This window comes from Rickettsia endosymbiont of Halotydeus destructor, assembly GCF_049278075.1.
Taxonomy (GTDB): Bacteria; Pseudomonadota; Alphaproteobacteria; order Rickettsiales; family Rickettsiaceae; genus Rickettsia.
In genome coordinates this window covers 272,859-296,812 of the sequence record NZ_JAPNPB010000001.1, presented here as the reverse complement: position 1 = coordinate 296,812, position 23,954 = coordinate 272,859, and the positions used below count along the sequence as shown (strand labels likewise).

Here is a 23,954-nt window from a genome sequence, read left to right as displayed (position 1 = left end):
GCTTTTAGCTAGGAATGACATCGAGCATTGTTGTTTCGCTATAACCTCTTTCCTTCTGAATCTATCCAATCTAAATATATTTTTAAACCATCATCTATATCAATTTTTATTATTTGCGGCACTTCATAATTATGAATTTTTACAATTACTTCTTCAATTTTTTGATAATTATCCGAGTTAGCTTTGATTAAAATTCTGTGTTCATCTTCGGAAACTATGTTTCCTTCCCATTTAAAATAACTTTTAACATTATCTATTTGGACGCAACCGGCTAAATTTAATTCTAATAAAGTAGAAGTTATTTTTTGAGCAATTTGTAAATTATTTATAGTAGTTAAAATTATACAATATTGCCGCATTCTTTTATACCTCAACGAAACAGTTAGGCGTTTCAAATAACTTAATGCTAGTAATAATAAAACTCTGATTTACGAACAGTTTAGGAAAAATATCATTTTTTAAATGCAATGCAATATTTTCGGCAGTGGGGTTGTTCTGCATATAGTATATTTTTTGACCTGTCCAGCTAGCTATTTTATCTCCTATTTCCTTATCGTCCTGATGTAATATAAGGCTATGATCAAAGTTATCGTCTATCCAGTTTTTGGCGAAGAGCTTAATTTCACCAAAATCAACTATCATACCTAATTTGTTGGTCTCTTTAGCAGCAGCGGTTATCTCAAGGCTATATCGATGACCGTGCAAAAATTGACATTTATTTTGATGACCGATAATTCTGTGCCCTGCATCAAATTCAATACGGCGAGTACATTTTATCATTATTTGTAAGTTCTAAACATTTTATTAATAAAGAACTATACTCCAAAACAATGAATTCTTGCAAGTTAATTAATTTGCATTTCTAACTTCTATGTCATTCTATTCAAACAGGAATCCGGAAAAAAACCAATACTCGTCATCACGAACGGACGTTGTTGCTTGGATACTTCAACCGTCATTGCGAGGAGATGCGTAGCATCGACGCGGCAATCAAACTCCCGTCATTGCGAGCGAAGCGAAGCAATCTAAACTATTATTTCTAGATTGCCGCGCGACCGAAGGTCGCTCGCAATGACACGCAGACGACTTCTAAATAAATTGCCATGTCTCTACGCTCCTCGCAACGACGGTTTTGGTATCCACACAACAAAATTTTGTGAGGAGAAACAAATACATTTATAAATTTAACAGCAATCTCTCGGGGTTTTCAATAAGTTCCTTAATTTTTACCAAAAAAGTAACTCCTTCCTTGCCGTCTATTATTCGATGATCATAAGACAATGCAATATACATCATCGGGCGCACTTCAATTTTGCCGTTTATTACTACGGCTCTTTCTTCTGTTTTATGCAGTCCTAAAATACCGGATTGTGGTGGGTTAATAATTGGTGTTGATAACAACGAGCCATATACTCCGCCGTTAGAAATCGAAAACGTTCCGCCGGATAAATCCGTCATTGATAATTTCCCTTCTCGTGCTTTTTTGGCTAAGCTTCCTATTTCCTGTTCCACGCCGGCAAAACTTAAACTATCCGCATTTCTAATAACAGGAACCACAAGACCTTGAGGTGTTCCAACGGCTACGCCGATATCGTAATAATTCTTATAAACAATATCATCGCCATCTATTTCAGCATTTACCGAAGGAATCGCTTTTAAAGCTTCAATAGTAGCTTTAACGAAAAAAGACATAAAGCCAAGTTTTACATTATGCTTTTTTTCAAATTCTTCTTTATATTGTGCTCGCAGCGCTATTACTTTCGACATGTCAATTTCGTTAAAGGTCGTCAAAATAGCCGCCGTATTTTGTGAGTCTTTTAAACGTTGGGCAATAGTTTTACGTAAACGTGACATACGAACACGCTCCACTCTATCGTCATTTGTTTTTACTGTAGGACTTGCTTGTGGGCTCGATGTTTGACTTACAGGAGTATTTAATACTTCTAATACATCACCTTTAGTGACTCTTCCATCTCTGCCTGAACCTTTTATATTATTCGAATCAAGTTTATTCTCAGTTACCAATTTTTGTACGGATGGCGCAAGGCTGCTGTTAGCTGTTACTATTTTTTCCGGTGTTATTGGTGTAGGTGTTTTATTAGCATCTTGCGGTGGAGCAGCTTTAGGAGGCGTAGAACTTATAACATCTTTCCGCTCTGCAACACCACCTGCCGCTCCTTCAGTAATTTCGCCTATCTCTTCACCAACTGCTACATTCGTTCCTTCATTTTTTAATATTTTACCGATAGTACCGTTAACGGAAGCATTCACTTCTAACGTGACTTTTTCCGTCTCAAGCTCTAACAATAACTCATCAACTTTAACGGCATCGCCTTCTTTTTTATACCATTTGGCAATAGTCGCTTCCGTCACCGATTCGCCGAGAGAAGGTACTGTAATTTTAACGCTCATATTGTTTTCTCCTTAATTACTAATATATCATTTCTGTATGGTATTATTATACCTAAAACGTCATGGCGAGGAGGCATTGCCCGCGTGGATCGACCTTACCTCGTCATGGCGAGGAGATGCGTAGCATCGACGCGACAATCTAAGAAAAAGAGCAAAAAATACTATGCAATCTATTATTTGTTAGATTGCCACGCTCCCTTTAGTCGCTCACAATGACGATTGGGATATCCACGCGAACCAACGCCTTTGCGGGAATGACATCGGTATTAAACCCCCAACGCATTTCTCACTAGTTTCTGCTGCTGCGCGTTATGTACGTGCAACGATCCGGCAGCAGGAGATGCTGAAAGCTCTCGCCCGACATATTTAAATCGTTCATTAATTCCTGCTTCTTTTAATGCTTCATCCAAATAAGAAACTATATAACTCCATGCTCCCATATTTTTTGGCTCTTCCTGACACCAAATAAATTCCTTAGCTTTACTATATTTCTTTAATAGCTCTACTACTATATTTTTTTCAAAAGGATATAATTGTTCTAGTCTTATAATTACCGTACTTGTAATATTGTTAGCCGTGCGCATTTCACTTAAATCATAATAAACCTTACCGCTACATAAAATCACTTTTGTAACTTTGTTTGCGTCGATATTGGCTTCGTCTAAAACTGGTCTAAAACTGGTTTTCTCATCAAGCTCCGCAAGTGATGAAACGGCTAATTTATGTCTTAATAATGATTTTGGTGACATCACTATTAACGGCTTACGAGTAGTATTTAATATTTGACGACGAAGTAAGTGAAAAATAGAAGCGGGAGTTGTTGGATAAGCAACATACATATTATCCTCCGCCGCTAGTTGTAAAAATCGCTCAAGCCTTGCCGAGCTATGTTCGGGTCCCTGTCCTTCAAAAGCATGAGGCAATAAAACGACAAGACCGCTCAAACGTAACCATTTAGTTTCACTGCTCGAAATAAATTGATCAAATATAATCTGTGCACCGTTAGCAAAATCACCAAATTGTGCCTCCCATATAACTAAGTTCCGAGGATCGGCTAAAGAATAACCATATTCAAAACCAAGCACTGCATATTCCGATAAAATACTGTCAGCTATTTCATATTTTGCTTGCTTCTCGGTTAAATTATTTAGCGGTATGTATTTTGTATCATCAATTTGACTATGTAATACCGAATGGCGATGTGAGAAAGTACCTCGCCCTGAATCTTGCCCGGTAAATCTTATTTTTGTGCCTGAAATAAGCAAGCTAGCAAAAGCAAGCTGCTCGGCAGTTGCCCAATCAATAGGTTTATCTTCTGTTAAATCGGCTTTACGTGCGTTAAATAATTTAACAAGTTTCGGGTTAATTGCAAAGTCTTTAGGCGCTTCACATAGCTTTACGCCTATTTCTTGCAACGTTTTTTTATTAACACCGGTGGCAACTATTTCAGCATTAGAGCGAGTTAAGCCTTGCCATAAACCGCCTAGAAAATGCGCCTCTTGTTTATAGTTTTTAGCTTGCTCATATTCTTGATCTAGTTTAGCTTTAAATTGTTCTTTTAGTTTAGCAAAATAATTTTTATCAATTATTCCTTCCTGTACTAGCTTATCGGCATAAACTGCACCGGGCGTCGATTTATTTTTAATCGCATTATACATAATAGATTGCGTATACATTGGCTCATCGCCTTCGTTATGCCCGTATTTACGATAGCAAATAATTTCAACTACAATATCTTTATTAAATTTTTGTTGATACTCTATGGCAATATTAGTTACTTTTAACACCGCCTCCATATCATCGCCGTTGACGTGTAAAATAGGTGCAGCAATTATTTTAGCAAATTCAGTAGAATATCTACTCGACCTGGTGTCCTTGGCATTAGCCGTAAATCCCAATTGATTATTAATAACAAAATGCAATATACCACCAGTATTATAAGCAGCTAAATTTGACATAGACAAGCATTCGGCTACTACTCCTTGACCGCAAAAAGCAGAATCACCATGAACTAAAATAGCTTTAACTTTTTTACGCTCCGTATCTTGTTTAGCATCTTGCTTGGCTCTAACTTTTCCGGCAACTATTGGATTTACCGCTTCTAAATGTGATGGGTTATCAGCCATCGATAAATGAACTTTTTTATCGCCTACAATTCTATCTGATGAATATCCTAAATGATATTTTACATCTCCCGACACGTTTAAATCATCGGGAAATACGCTGCCGTTAATAAATCCGGCAATAACAGCTTTGTAAGGTTTGCCGACTATTTTAGTAACAGTATTTAACCTACCTCGATGTGCCATACCTATAACGATTTCTTCAACGCCATAGCTAGAAGATAAGTTTATAGCTTTATCCATAGCAACAACTGATGAGTCCCCACCTTCAACCGAAAAACGCTTCGCTCCTGGAAATTTTGTATGTAAATACTGCTCAAAGCCTTCTACTTCAGCTAAATCATTTAATATAATCTTTTTTTCCTCGGGTGATAATGTAGTTTCACTTTCTAGCTTACTATATAACCAATTTTTTTCTTCAGCACTGTCTATTTGTTCAAATTCAACGCCGATATGACCTGCATAAGTTTTATCAAGAAAATTAATTAACTCGCCTAGCGTATATGTTTTTTCTAAAAATTTATGTTCTATTACATTATTTAGCTGCTCATTTGTAAAACCAAAATTCTCTATACCAAGCTTTAAATCCGCTTTAGTTTTAGTAACTTCAAGCTCTAGAGGATCAAGCTCCGTACAATAATGGGCGTATTTACGATAATTTTTTATTAGCGCTCCTACATTAAATTTATTTGTAGTGAATATAGATTTTTCTGAAATTTGTGATTTTATAGATTCTGTTTCTAAAATTACTTTAGCTGTAGTTTTATTAACTTTTGCAGTCTCATTATCTTTAATCTGCGCAAAAAATACTTGCCAGGTTTGATCAACAGAATTCGGATTTGCTAAATACTGCCTGTATAACTCTTCTATAAAAACAGCATTACCGCCAAATAAAAATCCTGTTTGTTTAAAATATTCATCCATAAATAATATTTTCCTAAATAGTCATGTATTCAATTAACCTGCAAAGTTGTCCCCTCGTGGTCAAGCCAGCGTTGTTGCATGGCTCTTAAAAGCGCTCGATGTCATTCCCGCGAAGGCGGGAATCCAGTCTTACTTACGTCATGCTGAACTTGTTTCAGCATCTCTTATAGTAGATGTAGATCCTGAAATAAATTCAGGATGACTTAAAAGTATTTTTTCTAGATTCCCGCCTTTAGCTAGAATGACATCAGAAAATTTGGTATAATTTCCGAGCCATGCAACAACACCGATCAAGCCGCGGGGTGACATCCACCCAACATCCCCTTAACCTTATTAAGCATAACCCCGTTTTTTAAATCGTCAATTGATGATTTGTCAAGCGCATGCACTAATAACATATTGTTATTTATATCAAGTGTTACAGTACCCGGCGTTAAGGTAATCGAATTACCGTAAATTACTTGCCCTATTTCCGGCAACCCTTCTGCATCAACCCATTCAAAAGTCGGTTCTATTTTTATATTGCAGCGCCAAACGATTTTAATAACCGCAAAAGCAGATTTATATATTTCCACCAGTAACCAGCAAAAATATAATGGAGCTTTATAAATTAAGTATATTTTAGTGTGCATCTACTGCTTTTGTTAATTTTATATTAGAAGTAAAAGGGATTAAAATCATAATCATCACAAATATCAACCCTATCATATTAAATATATTATTTATTGCAATTACAAACGCATCGGCATTTATTTGATCCGCAAGTAACAAATATGAAGCTTTTTCGGGATCGCTAACTTTTCCGTCTAATAATTGAGTAAAAAAAGCCAGTTGCTCTGCCGCTTTTATAGAAGTAGAAGAAATATTTTCTCCCAAATACCCGGAAAAAGTTTTAGTATAGTTAGTAAGAATAGTACTAATTACCGCAAGACCGACGGCTCCGCCAAGGTTACGAGTAAGGTTATAAAGACCGCTAGCATTCCCTACTCTTTCTCTTGGCATATTACCGAGCGCAATATTATTAGTCGGAATAAAGCAGAACATTAAAGATAAGCCTCTGACAAATTGCGGTAAAACAAACTCCGCAAATCTTGAATCCGGCGTTAAAAAACTGTTTAAATGACAGCCTAGAGCAAATCCTCCAAGCCCCATAATCAGCATTATTCTTAAATCGACACCAGCGCCGAGCATCCTGCCAGCAATTGGTGCAGATAAAAATTGCGCCGCTCCCGTTACCATCATGGTAATACCGATTTGTACAGTATCATACCCTGCTATCGTAAATAAAAATAACGGCAATATATACACCGCTCCGTACAAGCCGATACCCATCACAAAAGAATAAAGGCAGCCAAAAGTAAAATCCTTATATAAGAACGTTCGAAGATCTAAAATTGGATTAACAAATGTCAGCTCCCAAATAATTAATGCGATAAAACCGCTAGCTACCATAATAGTTAAAAGCAATATTTCAGTATCTTCCAGCCACCCTTTTTTATTCCCCTCCTCTAAAACATATTGTAATGTTCCAAGAGTTATAGCTAGCAGTGCTATACCGATAAAGTCAAAATTTTTCAGTAAATTATAATTAGGTTTATCAAAGTCGGCATAAAGAAAAACTACAGTACATACAAAAATCCCAGGTATAACGTTAAGCAAAAACATAAAATGCCATGACAAAACTTCTGTAATATAACCTCCAAGAGTTGGACCAAGCGTCGGCGCAACAGTTACTACTAGACCAATTAATATCGTTACCTTAGGACGCTGAGAAGCAGGAAAAATTATAAAAACAGTACTAAATACGGTGGGTATCATTGCGCCGCCGAAAAAACCTTGCAAAGCCCTACAGATAATCATTGATTCAATATTAGTAGCAAGAGAGCATAATATACTCATGATAGTAAAGCCGAAGGCAGCAATAAAATAGGATATTCTAGTTGAGAGTAACCTAGCTAAAAAGCCGGTAATAGGTATTATAATTACTTCAGCTATCAAATAAGATGTCTGAACCCAGGAAAGTTCATCGGTCGAAGCAGCAAGCCCTGCAGCTATCACCGATAAGGAGCTTGCAACGATTTGGATATCGAGTACTGCCATGAACATTCCGACAACCATGCCAAAAAAAGCAAATAATTGCTTTTTTGACAAGGCCGCCGGCTCAGCTGAATCATTTTGTTGCATAGTAATTTATGTTAACTCAAATAATCAAGATTATCATTTTATGCTTATTAATGCAAATTTTTGATGTCATTCCCTCTGCTCCTTATGTCATTCCCGCGGAGGGGGGAATCCAGAAAACTACTTTTAAGTCATCCTGAATTTATTTCAGGATATATTAAAAAGATGCTGAAACAAGTTCAGCATGACAAAATAAAAGTTTGGATTCCCGTTTTCACGGGAATGACACAGAACATATGCTTTAGTCAGTTACAGTATAACATATCTACAACTCTCTTACAGGCTTAAGTTCCAATTTCCTACTACCAAAAATATTGATTTTAGTAAATAAATTCATCCAGGATTTTGGTTTTGTAAAATTGCGTTTGTAAGGCTTGCCGGTCATAAGCGTATAATTTGTTATTAGCGAAGGTATAACCTCATTATAATATATTTTATAAAGGTTTTTCATAGTCGCCATCGTTGTTAAATATCCCCATTTCATCGCTTGCTGCGGAACTCGTGCTAATGCTTCTATGCACGCAATAGCCTCTTCAATTTCAGGGTCTTTATTTTTGTAAACATCCGCTACGGGCGATAAATTAGCTTGCATATCTTTAAACATTGCTTCAATAATTAAACCCATATATCGATCATCTTTGAATTTCCTAACAAAAATTAGCTCGTGCTTATTTGCGTAATTTAAAAGCTTATATTTATATATCAAGATCATTAAATTTAGCCAATAGGTTTTAAAACCATGAATATTATTTTTGTGATAAAATTTAAGCTTTGTCTCATAGTGAATTTGTTTATTCATACCGGCTTTAAGTAATTTATGAAGTAAGACATTACAATTTGTTATGTCGTCCTTTCTCGCTTTTCGAGCAATAGGAGTAGCTTTCGTACCAGAGAAATTAGCGGAATGGCGGCCGATTTGTCTACCATGCTCATCACGCCTTATATCGGCAAAATGACCAAGTTCCTGAGCAGCAATAATTTGCATTCTGGCAACAGCCGGCCAACCATTACCGACAGTCGGATGATCTTTGTTTGTCTCAGCAAATGGATTGCCGCCGCATGAAACAAAAATAGCCACATCCTTACCGTTAGTACTTTGCATACCGCTATTAGATCCCGAACGTTGCCAATCGACAATATCCATCATATCACCGATATTATGGGAGTAAGTAATATAAACTTCGACTTTATCAAGTAATAGCCATTTTATGACAATCGGGTGAGCCGATTGAACGAAAATTCGCGCTAATTTTTCTGTAATTTCTTTATTTACGGGGCGTAATTTGTGGATTTGCTTTTTTAGATCGATGAAGATTGATTCAATTTTTTTATCGGAAATTGAATTTTTATATAAAGCTTTAAAAAGATTAGCGGTTTCCGGTATTAAAGAAGGTAACGTTAATTCCTCTTTACTCACCATTAAACTAAGATTTGCCGAAGGGTCAGAGAATCTTGCAAAATTACTAGTATCGTCCGTATCTACCCGCAGCTTCCCCGATTTAATTAATTGCTGCGCTAATAATTCATATTCTACTTGCATATCTTCGGCATAAATTGCCGGTGCATGGTCAAGAATGTGATATACCGAACTCATAAGCAGCTTCGAATAAATTTTATTTAAAACTTGAGGTACTTTAGGTTCTATAGTACAACACTAAAGGTTATATAAAAACAAAATTTTTGAATTAACATCTATAAAGGGATAACTTGAGTATTTTGCTGTAGCATGGAATGTTGTTGTATGGCTTGTGATTTACCACATTACGGTTATTACAAGCACAGTGTTATATCGAGACTTGACCACGGTAGCGTCGTTGCGTGAATCCAAAACCGTCATTGCGAGCGACCATAGGGAGCGCGGCAATCTAAAATATTTTGTTCGTCATTGCGAGGAGGAATTTATGCCGACGTGGCAATCTTTATGAAATTAGCTAGATTGCTTCGCTTCGCTCACAATGACGGTAAGAGTCTTAGATTGCCACGTCGGGGCTACGCCCCTTCTCGCAATGATGGTAGAAGTATCCACGCAACAACACCTTCGCGAGAATTGTAAAATATTATCTAGTGTGGAAAGTTTTGTAGATGTAAAAATGTGGTGACCCCTACGGGAATCGAACCCGTGTTCCCACCGTGAAAGGGTGGTGTCCTAACCGCTAGACGAAGGGGCCGTCTTATTACATTCATCTTTTAAAAATGAATAGTTTTAAGAGGAAGAAGCTAGAGTTTTATACATCATACTTAAATATATTGCAAGCAGGAAATTGATGGTGATTAAGTGTGTTGTGTGGATCGATAAAACTTACTTGATGTCATTCCCGCGCAGGCGGGAATCCAGAAAAATAGTTTCAATATTGATATAAAAGTTACATATTTGATAAAATAAACCTATAAAAAACAAATTTTTATAGGTTTTACTAGATTCCCGCCTGCGCGGGAATGACATAAACGAGCTATGCAACATACTACTCACAATGACGATGTGTCTTACCCCTATTTCTTCTTCTTGCTGCTTTTAGTAGTTGCATTGAACCTACCGAAATTTTTAACAAATTTTTGTAAACCGTTAAGTTCCGTGCCGTATGTTTTGGTATATTCCCGGATTACTTCGACATCTTCTTTATAAGAATCGTTAATTACCGTAACTTCCTGTACTAAATTATTATTAAAGGTAACTTTTACTATTCTTTGCTGCTCAACTTTTGGATTAAACCAGGCCCGCTGCGACATAGTTCTTTCGATATAATACCAATTATTTGGAGAATAATCAGGTATGATAGTCGGGCTGCCAATTAATTCCTTCACTTCTAATTTATTAAGTTTTCGAGTTTCTAGCTGCGAAAGTAAAGTATTATCTATAAATTGCCCTCTAGTTTCGATGGTCTGACAACCGCCAAGCATTAGGAGGATTAATATACTGAAAACAGGAATTATAAAAGATTTCATAAATTTATATTTGAAATACCTAGATTTTATTACCAGATTATAATATACTGCTCTGCTAATTTGACAAATACTTTTTTTTACATATTATAGATTTATTAAAGAGAGACTAAATATGGCAGTTCCAAAGAAAAAAACATCTAAATCAAGGCGCAATATGCGTCGTTCTCACTTAGCGATTGGTAAAGTTAACGTAATAGTCGATTCGCAAACAGGAGAATATAAACTTCCTCATCACATATCTAAAATTGACGGCACATATAACGGTCGTCAGGTGGTTATGAAGAAAAAAGAAGTTGAAGAAGAAGTAGCATAAGCTTACTTGTATGAGCTGTAAAATTATTGGTTGCGGTGGGTATTTACCTGAGCGGGTAGTTACTAATGACGAACTTGCAAAATATGTAGATACTGACGATGAGTGGATCAGGACAAGAACCGGTATATCAGAGCGCCATGTTGCAAAAGATGACGAATATACTTCCCATCTTGCTTTAAAAGCAGCTAAAAATGCTATATTAGACGCTAATATACAGGCCTCTGATATAGACTTGATTATTACTTGTACTACCACGCCGGATAATAGCTTTCCGTCCGTTGCTACCAAACTTCACGGTTATCTCGGTCTTACCAGTAATATACCTTCATTTGATTTACAAGCAGTGTGCGCCGGTTTTATCTATGGTTTGCAGGTAGCGAATTCACTTATTGCTTCTGGTCAATACAAAACTATATTGCTTGTCGGTGCTGAAAAAATGACGTCACTACTGAATTTTAACGATCGATCCACGTGTGTTTTATTCGGTGACGGAGCAGGAAGCGTAATATTACAACATACCCTTGATAGCTCAGGAATAATAGACAGTAAGATTTACTCTGACGGTAGCCATACCGAAATGCTTTATACAAGCGGCGGTGTAAGTATGAACGGTATTAGCGGTAAAATTGTCATGAACGGGCAAGTATTATTTCGTCATGCTATCGAAAAAATGGGTAAATCAGTAGAGGAAATATTAAGAGATAATAATCTTACAGTGAATGATGTTGATTATTTTATTCCTCATCAAGCAAATGTTAGAATCATCGATAAACTTGCCGAATTGTTAAATTTAGATCAAAGCAAGATAGTCAAAACGGTAAAAAATCACGCTAATTGTTCAGCAGCTTCCATCCCTCTCGCTTTAAACGAATTAAAAGCTTCCGGCAAATTAAAAAAAGGCGATGTTATTCTTTTTACGGCTATCGGCGCCGGCTTAACCTGGGGTAGTGCTTTAGTAAGGTGGTGAATTTGTTTACTAGCTGCCTAGGCATTGTTGTGTGGATCGATAAAATCAGCAATATATCATTCTACTGTCCCTTATGTCATTCCTGCGAAAGCAGGAATCCAGTAATAAGAAGGATAAATACAGTAAGGTTTAAATTAAAAGCTCGCTCTTGGATCCCTGCGATCAACGAGATAACATCGAGAGCTTTTTCTAAACCATGCAACAAGGCCCTTTAGGTATGCGGAATTTAGACTTTATTTTGTCATGCTGAACTTGGTTCGCATCTCTTGTAATATATTCTGAAATAAATTCAAGATGACTATTATTTTCTGGATTCCCGTTTTCACGGGAATGACATAGAACACGCTTAACCTATCCACGCAACATTGGCTTAGGAAACTAAAGCTTTTATAATTCCTCGCAATGTTTGCACTTCTGAAGTGGATAAATTATCAATACGAGTAAAAATATTAGTGATGTTTTGTTTCATTATCGGAGTTTTTTCCGGCACTTTAAAAAAATTCTTTTTGTCTAACTCAGTAAATAAATGCTCTAATAAATAATTAAGCTCTGCGCGGGTAGCTAATTTTTGGGTATTATAAATATCTTTATCTGAAGTTCTATTACGAAATAACTCGTAACATATAATAATTACCGCTTGAGCAATATTTAAGGAACTAAACTCAGTAGTGTTAATAGTAATGATTTTATGAGCTAGCGAAATTTCCTCATTATTAAGCCCATTATTTTCTCGCCCGAACATTATTCCCACTTTTTTCTCGTAAGGATAATTTAGCGACAACTCCCGTGAAAATACATACTCTTTATTTATAGTGCGTTTTGTGCAGGTTGTAGCGTAAAGATACTCAATATCTTTAATAGCTTCTTCTAGCGTCTCGTAAATTTTTGTATTATCTATAATATTAACTGCACCGACTGCCGTGCTTCTCGCTTGCTCATTTGGCCAACCGTCTCTTGGCCTAACTATTCTTAGCTCTTCCAGACCAAAATTCTTCATTGCTCTAGCGGTAGCGCCGATATTCTCACCCATTTGAGGACAGACTAAAATTATTATAGGCTTGGAAGAATTATTTTGCTCAATCATTAATATATTTCTTGAGAGTTATCTTTTTCAGTTGGAACATAATCAAAAAGATTATTATCCGTAATAAAATCATCCGATTCAAGTAGTTGAATGTTATTCACCTTAAATGCTTCCATAACAGTACCTTGCGGAGTGATTTTGCCGGTTGCTCTGTCGACTGCTAATAACTTTATTGATTCCGGTACTTTAAACGGTAATGAAAGCTCGTCTTTATAAGCATTTTGCATAAAATCTATGAAAATAGGCAACACCACGCTAGAACCCGTTGCTGACCTGCCAAGGCTTTTAGGAGTATCATAACCAACATAGCTGCCGACCACTATTTTTGGCGTGAAACCGATAAACCAGGTATCTTTACTATCGTTACTTGTGCCCGTTTTCCCGCCAATAATCTTACCGAGTTTTTTGGCAGAGTATGCCGTTCCTCTGTCAATTGCTCCAGTTAAAAGAGAGGTAATTTGGTAATTGCTAGCCTCATCTATAACAATATATAATTTTTCTTCCCGTATGGTCAGCGTTGTTGTTGCTAGCTCAGTATCCGAGACGTTACAAGATTCACAATTTCTATTATCTCGACGATAAATTATTTTACCGTTACGGTCCTTGATTAATTCTACAAAATGCGGTGAGACTTTCTTCCCAGAATTTGCAATAATCGCATAGGCATTAGTCATTTTTTCAAGCGTAGTTTCGATAGATCCGAGTACCATGGAATAAACTTTCCTCGGCTCACTATTAATTCCAAAACGCTTAATTATATCAACGATTTTTGTAAGACCTACATTCATAGCCACTCGGACAGTTATAAGATTTCTAGATTTCTCAAGACCGGTGCGCATGGTAATTGGACCTAAAAATTTTCCTTCATAATTTTTAGGGCGCCAGCTAGGCATGCCTGGACCCTGAGAGATTTCTATCGGTCCATCCTCAAAAATTTGATTAGGCTTAATACCGTTTTCTAATGCAGCTAAATACACAAAAGTTTTACTCAAGGACCCGGGTTGCCGTAATGCCTGCGTTACTCTATCAAATTTACTAGCGGTAAAATCATAGCCGCCAACACTTGCCAGTACCTGACCGGTATTTGGATTCATAACTATAATAGCACCGTTCACCGCCGGAATTTGTCTAAGGGCATAATGATCTTTTACCGGCTCAATCGCTATTATATCGCCTTTTTTTAATATAGTTTTAACCGACTTCAAATTACTTTTTGCCCATTTCATTTCAGAAATAGGAATTTTAGCTTTTTTGTCGTTTTCAAGTCCTATTTCAGCATAATTATCTGCTACCTCTAGAACAACAGCTAATTTATATTCAAGAAGCGAGAGAGGAGGCGGTAATTTTTTTAGATTTTCCTGCCAATTATCCAGAGCAATATTTGCTATCGGCTTTCTAAAACCGTATTTCCGATCATATTCTCTTATACCTTTTCTTAATGAATTCTCAGCGGCTTTTTGCATTTTTGCATCTAAAGAGGTAATAATAGTAAGCCCTGCCGTGTAAAATTCTTCTTTGCTACCTAGCAATTTAATTACTTCTTCCCTCACCTGTTCTGCATAATAGCCGGCAGTAACAGTTTCATTTCGATCGCGTTTCTGTAAAATAATCGGTGTATCTATTGCTTCTTTTGCCGCATCATGACTAATATAACCGTCTTCTAACATCCGCATTATTACATAGTCACGGCGAGCCTTTACCCTGTTATAGTTTTTTTCAGGGTTAAGGTTTGAAGGAGCTTTCGGTAGAGCGGCAATAAAGGCTGATTCGGCAATGGTTAATTCTTCAATTGATTTGTTAAAATAATTCTGCGCTGCCATGGCTACGCCGTACGCCCCCCGACCGAAAAAAGTTTGATTAAGGTATAATTCTAAGATTTGCTCTTTGGTAAAGGCGTTTGAAATCATATAAGACAGAATAGCTTCTTTAATCTTACGCTGTATTGATACTTCATTTGTTAGCAAGAAATTTTTGACTACTTGCTGGGTAATAGTAGACCCTCCTTCCACTCGACGGTGATGCAGCAAATTAGAGATATTAAAAATCGCCGCCCTAATTATACCAGGAATGTCCACACCCGGATGGTTAAAAAAATTCTTGTCCTCAGCTGCGATAAAAGCCTCAATCAATGAATTCGGCACGCTATTAATAGGAACGAATACGCGACGCTCAAAAGCATATTCTTCTATTAATTTCCCGTCATGCGAATAAACCCTGGTCACCGACGGCGGATAATAGTTTGCTAGTTGTGAGTAGTCCGGTAAATCTCGTGAATAATAATAGATTAAATAGGCAACTACGCCAAAACCTACTAAAACCAGCACGCTAAAAATTTTAAAATAAAGATATAATGATTTGTACATTAAGATTGATCTTATGTTTATTATGTTATGTAGTTATTATAAGTATAATGTCATACCGTGGCTTGACCACGGTATCCAGAAAAATAAAGCCTAGACTTAATTTTAGAGTCTTTTTATGACATTATAGACTGGATACCGTGGACCCCTTACTATACTACCTCTCCAGCCAGGCTATTGCTTGCTGCCTTAGTAATTTTTACGTCAATAATTTTGCCAAGTAAATCTTTATTAGGATTTTGAATGTATACAGATTGCATATATGGAGTTTTACCGATTATTTGATCATCAAATTTACCACTTCTATCAAATAAAACTTCCATAACCCTGCCGACACAACTCTCATTAAAAGCTAATTGCTGTTTGCTCAGTTCTTTTTGTAATATACCAAGCCTTTCGGATTTTATATTTTCCGGAATCTGATCTTTTTTTAATGCTCCAGGCGTGCCAGGACGTGGACTATATTTAAAGGAATAACATTGCCCATATCCAACTCTGCGAATTAAATCGAGGGTATCTGTAAAATCTTCATCAGTTTCACCCGGAAAGCCGACAATAAAATCTGAAGATAAAACTATATCTGGACGCGCCGCCCGGAGGCGATTTATAATGTCAAAATAATAATCCCGGTCATGCTTCCGATTCATCGCTTTTAAAATTTTATTGGAACCCGATTGGACAGGTAAATGCAGAAAAGGCATTAATTTAGGTTCTATGCCATGCAGTTTTATTAAATCATCGGACATATCAATAGGGTGTGAAGTAGTATAGCGTATTCGTTCCAAATTTGGAATTTGGGCCAAATGCTTTATCAAATCTGCCAAACTACAAACTTTATCCTCTGGATCTTTACCATGATAAGCATTAACATTTTGACCAAGTAGGGTTATCTCTTTAGCACCGCTGCTAACCACCTTTAATGATTCTCTATATATTTGCTCAAGATTTCTTGAAAATTCTGCACCTCTAGTATAAGGCACTACGCAAAAAGTACAAAATTTATCACATCCTTCCTGCACGGAAATAAAGGCGCTAGCTCCTTGAGGGTATAACTGTTCCGGTAAATTATCAAATTTTGTTTCTTTGACAAAATCAAGATTGATTAAATGTTTTTCATGCCTGACGACTTTTGCAATTAACTCAGGTAAGTTATAATATGATTGCGGTCCGACTACAATATCTACATACGGCGTTCTTTGGAAAATCTCTTCCCCTTCTGCTTGTGCTACACATCCTGCTACCACAATTATTGCTGAATTTAAACCTTGACTCTTTCGTTGATCCTGGAGCTTTTTAATGCGCCCTAGCTCGGAGTATGTTTTTTCTGCAGCTTTTTCTCTAATATGACAGGTATTTAAAATAATAATATCGGCATCCGTCATAATTTCCGTAGCTTCATAACCAAACGGATAAAGCAAATCCTGCATTTTTATGGAGTCGTAGACATTCATCTGACAGCCGTAAGTTTTGATAAAAAGCTTCTTGCTCATAATTAATTTGTATATTTAAAAAGTGTTATATTATACACTGATTAATTAACTTTATCAAATTCTAATTTGGTTCACAGAATCTAGCTTAGGCGAGTGTAAAACATCTACTTATAACTTAGAATTTACACGTGCAGAGAAAACTGTTATGCTGTATCAATGAGATAAAAAAGTAATTAATAGTATTATGAATATAAAAATCCATTCAACCGAAGATTTTCAAAAAATGCGGGTAGCGGGGAGATTGGCAGCTGAAACTTTAGACTTTATCACCGACTATATAAAACCCGGAGTAACGACAAATACCCTGAATGATCTTTGTCATAATTTTATTATTACGAATAACGCTATTCCTGCACCTTTAAATTATAAAGGGTTTCCAAAATCAATTTGCACATCCATAAATCATGTGGTTTGCCACGGTATTCCAAATGATAAACCATTAAAGAACGGTGATATAATTAATATTGACGTAACAGTAATCGTTGATGGGTGGTACGGAGATACCAGTAGGATGTATTACGTAGGAGATGTAGCAATAAAACCAAAACGACTTATTCAGGTAACATATGATGCTATGATGAAAGGCATTGAAATAGTTAAGCCTGGTACTCGGCTCGGTGATATAGGCTATGCTATTCAAAGTTACGCCGAGAAGTATAATTATTCAGTAGTAAGGGACTATACAGGACACGGGATAGGTCAGGTTTTTCATGATGAACCGGCAGTATTAAATTACGGAACAAAAGGCACTGGAGCTATACTTAAAGAAGGGATGTTTTTTACCATCGAGCCAATGGTAAATGCCGGCGGTTATGCTACTCACTTAAGCAAGCTTGACAACTGGACTGTTACTACTCGTGATAAATCTTTATCAGCACAATTCGAACATACCATAGGAGTCACAAAAGATAGTTTTGAAATATTTACTTTATCAACAAAAAATTTTTGTTTTCCTCCATATGTATAAAAACCGTTATGAAAAGTAATTCGCATTTAAACAATTTTAATGTTTGGGATTTAACCTATGAAAATGATATTGAAAAAGTTGAAAGCCTTATTGAAATTACTAAGTGCCAAGATGATATACCGCATTATATAGGACATAGAAAACGAGTTAAACAACGCCTTATTAATAGTGGAGCTTCCGGGTTTTCTGATTATGAATTACTAGAGCTTATATTATTTTCAGCTATCCCTCGTAAAGATGTGAAACCTTTAGCAAAAAAATTGTTGGATAAATTTAAAAGCCTTAATAATTTAGTTAGCCTTGATAAAGACAAATTGCTTAGCATCGACGGTACAAATGAGAGTTTATATATTAATTTTGCCGTGACGCGCGAATTAATAAATAGAGTATTAAAACAAAAAATAATAAATACGAATATTATCGGCTCATGGAGTGCTTTAGTCGATTACCTGAAAGTTACTATGAGTACTATGCCGCTTGAACAATTTCGTGTATTATTTTTAAATAAGAAAAATGTCTTAATTGCCGATGAAGTTTTAAGTCAGGGTACTATTGATCAGGCAGCAATATATCCGCGAGAAATAATAAAACGGGCTTTATTTAATGAAGCGAGTGCAATTATACTGGTTCATAACCACCCAAGCGGTAGCTCGCAACCTTCAAAAGCTGATATTGATACGACTGCTAAAATAGTAGAAACATGCCTTATTGTAAATATTTCGGTTCATGATCACGTGATCATAGGCAATAATAATTATTTTAGCTTTAAATCTAATATGTTGCTATGAACGCATAAAATGACGTCAGGGCTAGACGACTTTGTTGCATGGAACGAATTTTTGCAAAGCGTGCGGTGTCATGCCGTAACCTGATCACGGCATTCAGTCTTTTTATTAAGGTTTTTTCTGGATACCGTGGTCAAGCCACGGGTATGACACTGTACTTGTGATAACCATACAATCCACGCAACAACGCCCGCTCCGCAATGATGGATTTTTGCTATTATTATTTATAATAAAAAATGCTCATTATGACTTATATTAATAACTATAGTTTGTTATTTATTTTCTCGATGATAGCAACAACCTTGCTAACTCGGTTATTAATTAGCTATCTTGCTTCACTTGGAGTAGTGGACATACCAAGTAGCCGCCGTTCACATAATAAAGTGACGCCTCGAGGAGGAGGACTTGCTGTCGTAATTGTCGTAATTATCGCTTTTAGCGTGTTTGAATACTTAACCACTAACATGTTTGTTACTTCAATAAAAATTATCCCGCTGTTATTTATTATTGCCTCAGTGTCATTTTGGGATGATTTAAAACCGATATCTGCTTTTATCCGGTTAATAGTTCATTTAATTTGTGCCACCTTAGCCGTTTTCATATTTTTAACCCCCTCTCTTGTTCTTTACCCTGTACCTTTATATATTAGTTTTATCCTGGCAGTTATTGCTTTAAGCGGTTTTATAAATATTTATAATTTTATGGACGGTATAGACGGGATTAGCTGCGTGCAGACAATTCATCTATCAATTACGATATTATTACTATGCTACCTACAATCTCATACAATCACAAATCTATATCTTATAACTACTTTAAGCACTATTATACTTGGGTGTTGCTCCGGTTTTTTAATATTTAACTGGCATCCGGCACAAATATTTTTAGGAGATATAGGCAGCATTAGCCTAGGGTTTTTAACAGGGCTTTGTTTGCTTTTACTTAGCTCTTCCAGTCTTCATTTATTCATCGCCTGCTCTATTGCAGTTCTTTACTACATTACCGATGGCGGGCTTACTATATTAATTAGACTTATTAATAAAGAAAAAATTTGGCAACCTCATTTAAAACATTTTTTTCAAAAAGCGGTAAAAAACGGCAAAACTCATAAACAAGTGGTAAGCAGCATTGCCGTTTGTAATATATTTTTAATGATATTGTCTATAACCTCCTTATATCACCCTATTATCTCTATTATGCTGGCTTTAGCGGTAATATCATTCACTATAGTTAGTTTGCTCAAATGAAACCTATTAAAGATAATCTAGATTTAATAATCAGACGAGCCCTAAGCAAACAGCATCCTCTTCTCCCGGATATTATGATTAACTGGAGTAAAATAGTCGATAGCAAAATTAGTACTAGAACTCATCCTTTAAAAGTAACTACCGGTATTCATAAAGGGCAAAAAATAAATATCCTGCACATCCAAACAGAAAATTCCTCAATCGCTTTAAAAATTTCTTTTCAGCAAGAAATAATATTAGAACGCATCGCTATTTACCTAGGCTTTAAAGCAATTCATACTTTACGTATAATGGTTTATAATAGCTCAAAATGATATAAAAAATGCTTCTTGCATGATCCGCTCAAATAACTCTTACCTTTCAACTTTTCTTTCCTTAAATACTAACTTTAATACTAACAAATTTTAATTGTTATTAAAAAATAACAATAATTTCTTATATATCACAAAAGTTGCTTATTATTAATAATTTAGTAGACAAGACAAACCTATTACCATATATTACCGCCCGTTAATATATTTAAATATAATATATAAGATTTTTTAATAAATAGAACAGGTAAGATATTATGAATAATTCTAAAAAAATTCTCAGCAAGATATTTAAAACAGGTTTAGTAACTGCGTCTAGCTTAACTTTGTTAATGAGTGAAGGCGCATTTGCAGCAGAAGAGAAAGCAGTTCCGGAAGCTAGACAGGCTAAAGAAAAGGGTACAAAAGGTGTTGTAAGTCGTGAGAATACTAGACATATATATTTAGGTAACACACAAGCACCATTAAAAGGTACAAATGGTTTGGATGACGAAAAAGAATTTGTTTCTGGCTCCACATTACAATTAAACGATAAGCAAGCAACTATTAATACCGGTCGTCCAGACGATAATATACTTGCCTTGGATTTACATGGACAGGCAGCTATTTTTAATATAAGAGGAAACATTAGCTTAGGCTCAGTAGTTGATAATATTATAGGAAGCAATAAAAAGCTTAAAGTTAAAATTAAAGATGGACAGTCTTTAACGCTAACCGGAACTAGTACAGAAGCCTTAGATTTTACAGATGGCACAAAAGCAGCTTTAAATAATTATACCGCTCTTGGTAATATAGAGTTAGAGCAAAAGGCAACATTAATTGTAAATTCCGACAATTCAGAAAAAATAACATTAGCCGGAGATGTAAAAGGAGGTCAAGTAACTGTTAATACAGATACAGAATTCACGGGCACAATCACTGATTCAACTCTTATAGTAATCAATGAGGGGGAAGCTCAATTTAAAAATAGAACAATCAATCCTAAAGTAATTCAACTTGCACAAGCTAATTCTATATTGACTTTTACAAATACGGTATTAACTAGCGATATAGAAAATGTTAGTGGGGAGGAAAGTAAGGGTATTTTAAATTTAAACGGTGAGAATCTAATAACCAGCAAAATAGGAGCTACTAACTCATTAAAAGCAATAAATATTATAGGTGACGCTACGTTCGAAAGCGACATAACAACTGATAAGATCAATCTTGCTGATAACACAACTTTAACTTTTTACAATAACACCATAGTAGCAGGAAATATTATCACTACAAAAGATGGTCAAGGTACGTTGAATATAGGAAGATCACGAGATGAACTTAATATAATGACCGGAAAGATAGGAACTATTAATAATTCATTATGTGTAATAAAGGCAAATAGTAAGGAGTTGATGTTACAAGAGGATGTTTACACAAAAAAACTTATATTTAACTACCCTAAGATTAGCCTGATAATGATTGGCGGTAATTTAACAGGGGAAGTAGATTTTGCTGATAAAGCAAATGTTTTAATATTTGATGGCCCTAATAAAGATAACGGTTATAAATTTGAAGGTGGCATCTTAAATGGCGCTAAAGCCGAAATTATTGTTAATACTCCAAGACTCACGGCAACTGATGCAACTATCGGCACTATAGAAACAATTAAAATTTTACAAGCAAATACCTTGGCAATTGATGCTAACGCTCAAAATATTAATTTGCTGGCTAATGGCAATAAAATTAATTTTGAGGAAGAAAATTCTACATTAATGCTAACTAATGCTAACCTAAATGATGATATGACTATAACTTTAGGTCAATCCTTAGAGCCACAAGCGAATGAGCATGGTAAAATTATAATAGATTCTGCAGAAAGCGGTAAAACACTAACTACTAAAAATTATTCACTTGGTACTAACAATAAAAAATTAAAAGAAATAACTTTTCAAGGCAATGGGAATTTTGCAATAGAATCTGAAATTTTTGCTACCGATATAATTTTTAATAGTGCGATTTTCACTAGCGATCTTAACAGTACCGGTAAAATCATTACTCGCGGCACAACAAAATTTATGAAGGGAGTTAACAATACTGGTGATATTACATTATCAAATCGCTCAACTACAAAATTTGCAGGCGACATAACCGCAGCTAATATTGCGGCAAATGAAGCAACTTTAGTATTCCTTAATAATCTTAAAGTTAAGGCAAATTTAGAAGGGAGCAACACTAATATTGATTTAGGTAATTCAACAATAAAATATGATGGAAAAGCAGCTTTTTCAGACCAATTGACTATTAATGCGCAATCACAAGGTAATATATTAATTGAAAATGGCGGTATAGATTTATCAACAGTAACAAATCTAATAATTAATTTTAATAGTAACAATATAAGGGGTGATGAATACATATTAATACAAGGAGAGGCAAATAGTATAACAGCGCCAACAGCTAGTAATATCACTCATAACTCTGTTAACGATACAGAAAAACGTTTCGTTAGATGGTCTATAACTAGTAATAACTCTTCACTAACTTTATATCCTGCAGAGGAAGCAGAAAGTGGGAAAGAAGAGCTGTCGACAGAGGAGAAATCCGTAAGTTTACTATCTGCAGAAGATAACAATAATGCAGAAGGTAATAATAACGAGAGTAAAGAAAATTTATTTATAGTAAGTGATAAAGAGGATAAAAATTCTGAATATAGTTTAAATAATAATAAACACTCTGAAGTCTTAAGCAAATATAATCTCGAAGACGGTGAGCTTAAGGAGTTTAGAGAAAATCTGGATCAAGGTACCACGCAAGAGGTGGAGAAACTAGTAGCACAACTGAGGGACCAGAATAAAGTTCTGCCATCGAAAGCTGCTGCTGTGCACATAAAACCCTCTAATACTCTTGTTGTGAATATGGTAGAAACAAGAATGAGTAGCGTAGTATCTGCAGTATCGTCAGGCGATGAATCAACAACAAAAGCCGGAGTATGGGCAAACCCTTTTATTGGTAATAGTTCTCAGAAAATGAAAGGTGACATGAATGATTATAAAACTAAATCAAGCGGTGCTACCATCGGATTTGACGCTTTTTTAACTGATGATTTATTGCTTGGTGCGTCTTATACTAAAGCTTATACAAAAGTAAAACATAAAGGCGATAAACTTGGTGATGAAAATAAAATTAATAGTGATATTTTCTCTTTATACGGATTATATGACTGTCCGAATAGTAACTGGTTTGTTAGTGGTATTGCATTATATAGTAATAGTTTGGTTAAAAATTATTCTCAACGTTTTGTTATATTAGGAGGGGGGATGATGGATTCCCAAACGGCAATCAGTAAACATAAATCATACTCTTATATCGGACAAATTTTAGTAGGATATGATTATATGCCTTTCGAATCATTCAATTTAAAACCGATGGCAGGAGTTAGATATTCTAACTCTAGAGATGCTAGCTATGTTGAAAGCGGAACTTCATTTCAAAATTTAACGGTTAAAGGAGCGACCTCCGACTCATTTGAAGGAATACTCGGTTTTAGAGCGTCTAAAAATATCAATACCGGTCATATGATTTTAACCCCGGAATTATATAGTTTCGTTCATCGTCACTTTAAAGATAATTCCTCCACAATTGATATAAGGTTACCGGGTATGGCGAATCCATTTCCAAGTAGTGAGATTACTAATTCTAAAACTAGCTTCAACATCGGTACCGGCGTGACTGCTAAACATAAAATGATGGAGTATGGGATTAATTACAATGTGAATATTGCAAATAAATACTTCGCGCAGCAAGGTAGCTTTAAGATACGAGTAAATTTCTAGGCTAGTATGTCATTCCCGCTTATGTGGGAATGACA

The 23,954-nt window shown here is 35.6% G+C and carries 19 protein-coding genes and 1 tRNA gene; 7 read left to right on the top strand and 13 right to left on the bottom strand.

Features of this window, described 5'->3' with window-relative positions; translation table 11 throughout:
- Positions 1 to 38: 38 nt before the first annotated feature.
- The 10 genes from cutA to OTR29_RS01270 all read right to left on the bottom strand — a co-directional run bounded on the left by cutA (position 39) and on the right by OTR29_RS01270 (position 10,583).
- Positions 39 to 359 (bottom strand): divalent-cation tolerance protein CutA, encoded by a 321-nt coding sequence (gene cutA / locus OTR29_RS01315; protein ID WP_422228861.1) that lies wholly within the window; start codon positions 357 to 359, stop codon positions 39 to 41.
- Positions 360 to 363: 4 nt separating this feature from the next.
- Positions 364 to 780: a 6-pyruvoyl trahydropterin synthase family protein gene (locus tag OTR29_RS01310; protein ID WP_422228860.1), complete on the bottom strand. Its 417-nt coding sequence runs from the start codon at positions 778 to 780 to the stop codon at positions 364 to 366.
- Between the two features lie 396 nt (positions 781 to 1,176).
- Positions 1,177 to 2,412: a 2-oxoglutarate dehydrogenase complex dihydrolipoyllysine-residue succinyltransferase gene (odhB, locus tag OTR29_RS01305; RefSeq protein ID WP_422228859.1), complete on the bottom strand. Its 1,236-nt coding sequence runs from the start codon at positions 2,410 to 2,412 to the stop codon at positions 1,177 to 1,179.
- 266 nt (positions 2,413 to 2,678) lie between these two features.
- The gene (locus OTR29_RS01300; protein WP_422228858.1) at positions 2,679 to 5,459 is read right to left on the bottom strand and encodes a 2-oxoglutarate dehydrogenase E1 component; all 2,781 of its coding nucleotides are present in this window, start codon (positions 5,457 to 5,459) and stop codon (positions 2,679 to 2,681) included.
- Between the two features lie 138 nt (positions 5,460 to 5,597).
- Positions 5,598 to 5,768, bottom strand: a complete 171-nt coding sequence (locus tag OTR29_RS01295; protein WP_422228857.1) for a hypothetical protein — start codon at positions 5,766 to 5,768, stop codon at positions 5,598 to 5,600.
- Positions 5,750 to 6,091 (bottom strand): Na+/H+ antiporter subunit E, encoded by a 342-nt coding sequence (locus OTR29_RS01290; RefSeq protein WP_422228856.1) that lies wholly within the window; start codon positions 6,089 to 6,091, stop codon positions 5,750 to 5,752. Before OTR29_RS01290 ends, OTR29_RS01295 begins: the two co-directional genes overlap by 19 nt.
- A complete protein-coding gene (locus tag OTR29_RS01285) occupies positions 6,081 to 7,643 on the bottom strand; it encodes a DHA2 family efflux MFS transporter permease subunit (protein WP_422228855.1) in 1,563 nt (520 codons plus the stop codon). Before OTR29_RS01285 ends, OTR29_RS01290 begins: the two co-directional genes overlap by 11 nt.
- Before the next feature lie 262 nt (positions 7,644 to 7,905).
- Positions 7,906 to 9,234 (bottom strand): DUF2748 family protein, encoded by a 1,329-nt coding sequence (locus tag OTR29_RS01280; protein WP_422228854.1) that lies wholly within the window; start codon positions 9,232 to 9,234, stop codon positions 7,906 to 7,908.
- A gap of 499 nt (positions 9,235 to 9,733) precedes the next feature.
- Positions 9,734 to 9,808 (bottom strand) — tRNA-Glu (locus tag OTR29_RS01275).
- Between the two features lie 322 nt (positions 9,809 to 10,130).
- The gene (locus OTR29_RS01270; protein ID WP_422228853.1) at positions 10,131 to 10,583 is read right to left on the bottom strand and encodes an outer membrane protein assembly factor BamE; all 453 of its coding nucleotides are present in this window, start codon (positions 10,581 to 10,583) and stop codon (positions 10,131 to 10,133) included.
- A 112-nt stretch (positions 10,584 to 10,695) separates the two neighbouring features.
- On the opposite strand from OTR29_RS01270, the gene rpmF reads away from it, so the two are divergent.
- Both rpmF and OTR29_RS01260 read left to right on the top strand, forming a co-directional pair.
- Positions 10,696 to 10,896 carry a 50S ribosomal protein L32 gene (rpmF, locus tag OTR29_RS01265; protein ID WP_422228852.1) on the top strand — a complete coding sequence of 67 codons (201 nt, stop codon included), beginning with the start codon at positions 10,696 to 10,698 and terminating at the stop codon, positions 10,894 to 10,896.
- Between the two features lie 10 nt (positions 10,897 to 10,906).
- Positions 10,907 to 11,863, top strand: a complete 957-nt coding sequence (locus OTR29_RS01260) for a beta-ketoacyl-ACP synthase III (protein ID WP_422228851.1) — start codon at positions 10,907 to 10,909, stop codon at positions 11,861 to 11,863.
- 370 nt (positions 11,864 to 12,233) lie between these two features.
- Here the strand turns inward: OTR29_RS01260 and OTR29_RS01255 are convergent, their stop codons facing one another.
- The 3 genes from OTR29_RS01255 to miaB form a co-directional block, all read right to left on the bottom strand.
- A complete protein-coding gene (locus OTR29_RS01255; RefSeq protein ID WP_422228850.1) occupies positions 12,234 to 12,947 on the bottom strand; it encodes an RNA methyltransferase in 714 nt (237 codons plus the stop codon).
- The gene (locus OTR29_RS01250) at positions 12,947 to 15,310 is read right to left on the bottom strand and encodes a penicillin-binding protein 1A (RefSeq protein ID WP_422228849.1); all 2,364 of its coding nucleotides are present in this window, start codon (positions 15,308 to 15,310) and stop codon (positions 12,947 to 12,949) included. The genes OTR29_RS01255 and OTR29_RS01250 overlap by 1 nt, the downstream gene beginning before the upstream one ends.
- Positions 15,311 to 15,459: 149 nt before the next feature.
- Positions 15,460 to 16,797 (bottom strand): tRNA (N6-isopentenyl adenosine(37)-C2)-methylthiotransferase MiaB, encoded by a 1,338-nt coding sequence (gene miaB, locus OTR29_RS01245; protein WP_422228848.1) that lies wholly within the window; start codon positions 16,795 to 16,797, stop codon positions 15,460 to 15,462.
- 184 nt (positions 16,798 to 16,981) lie between these two features.
- Here miaB and map point away from each other — a divergent pair, with 184 nt between their 5' ends.
- The 5 genes from map (at position 16,982) to OTR29_RS01220 (ending at position 23,919) form a co-directional block, all read left to right on the top strand.
- Positions 16,982 to 17,764 carry a type I methionyl aminopeptidase gene (map, locus tag OTR29_RS01240; RefSeq protein ID WP_422228847.1) on the top strand — a complete coding sequence of 261 codons (783 nt, stop codon included), beginning with the start codon at positions 16,982 to 16,984 and terminating at the stop codon, positions 17,762 to 17,764.
- Positions 17,765 to 17,772: 8 nt separating this feature from the next.
- Positions 17,773 to 18,552: a RadC family protein gene (gene radC / locus OTR29_RS01235; protein ID WP_422228846.1), complete on the top strand. Its 780-nt coding sequence runs from the start codon at positions 17,773 to 17,775 to the stop codon at positions 18,550 to 18,552.
- A gap of 242 nt (positions 18,553 to 18,794) precedes the next feature.
- Positions 18,795 to 19,796, top strand: coding sequence for an MraY family glycosyltransferase (locus tag OTR29_RS01230; protein ID WP_422228845.1), 1,002 nt, complete (start codon positions 18,795 to 18,797; stop codon positions 19,794 to 19,796).
- Complete coding sequence (locus OTR29_RS01225) at positions 19,793 to 20,110, top strand: DciA family protein (protein WP_422228844.1); 318 nt, start codon at positions 19,793 to 19,795, stop codon at positions 20,108 to 20,110. The genes OTR29_RS01230 and OTR29_RS01225 overlap by 4 nt, the downstream gene beginning before the upstream one ends.
- A 254-nt stretch (positions 20,111 to 20,364) precedes the next feature.
- Complete coding sequence (locus OTR29_RS01220; RefSeq protein ID WP_422228843.1) at positions 20,365 to 23,919, top strand: autotransporter family protein; 3,555 nt, start codon at positions 20,365 to 20,367, stop codon at positions 23,917 to 23,919.
- Positions 23,920 to 23,954 lie beyond the last annotated feature (35 nt).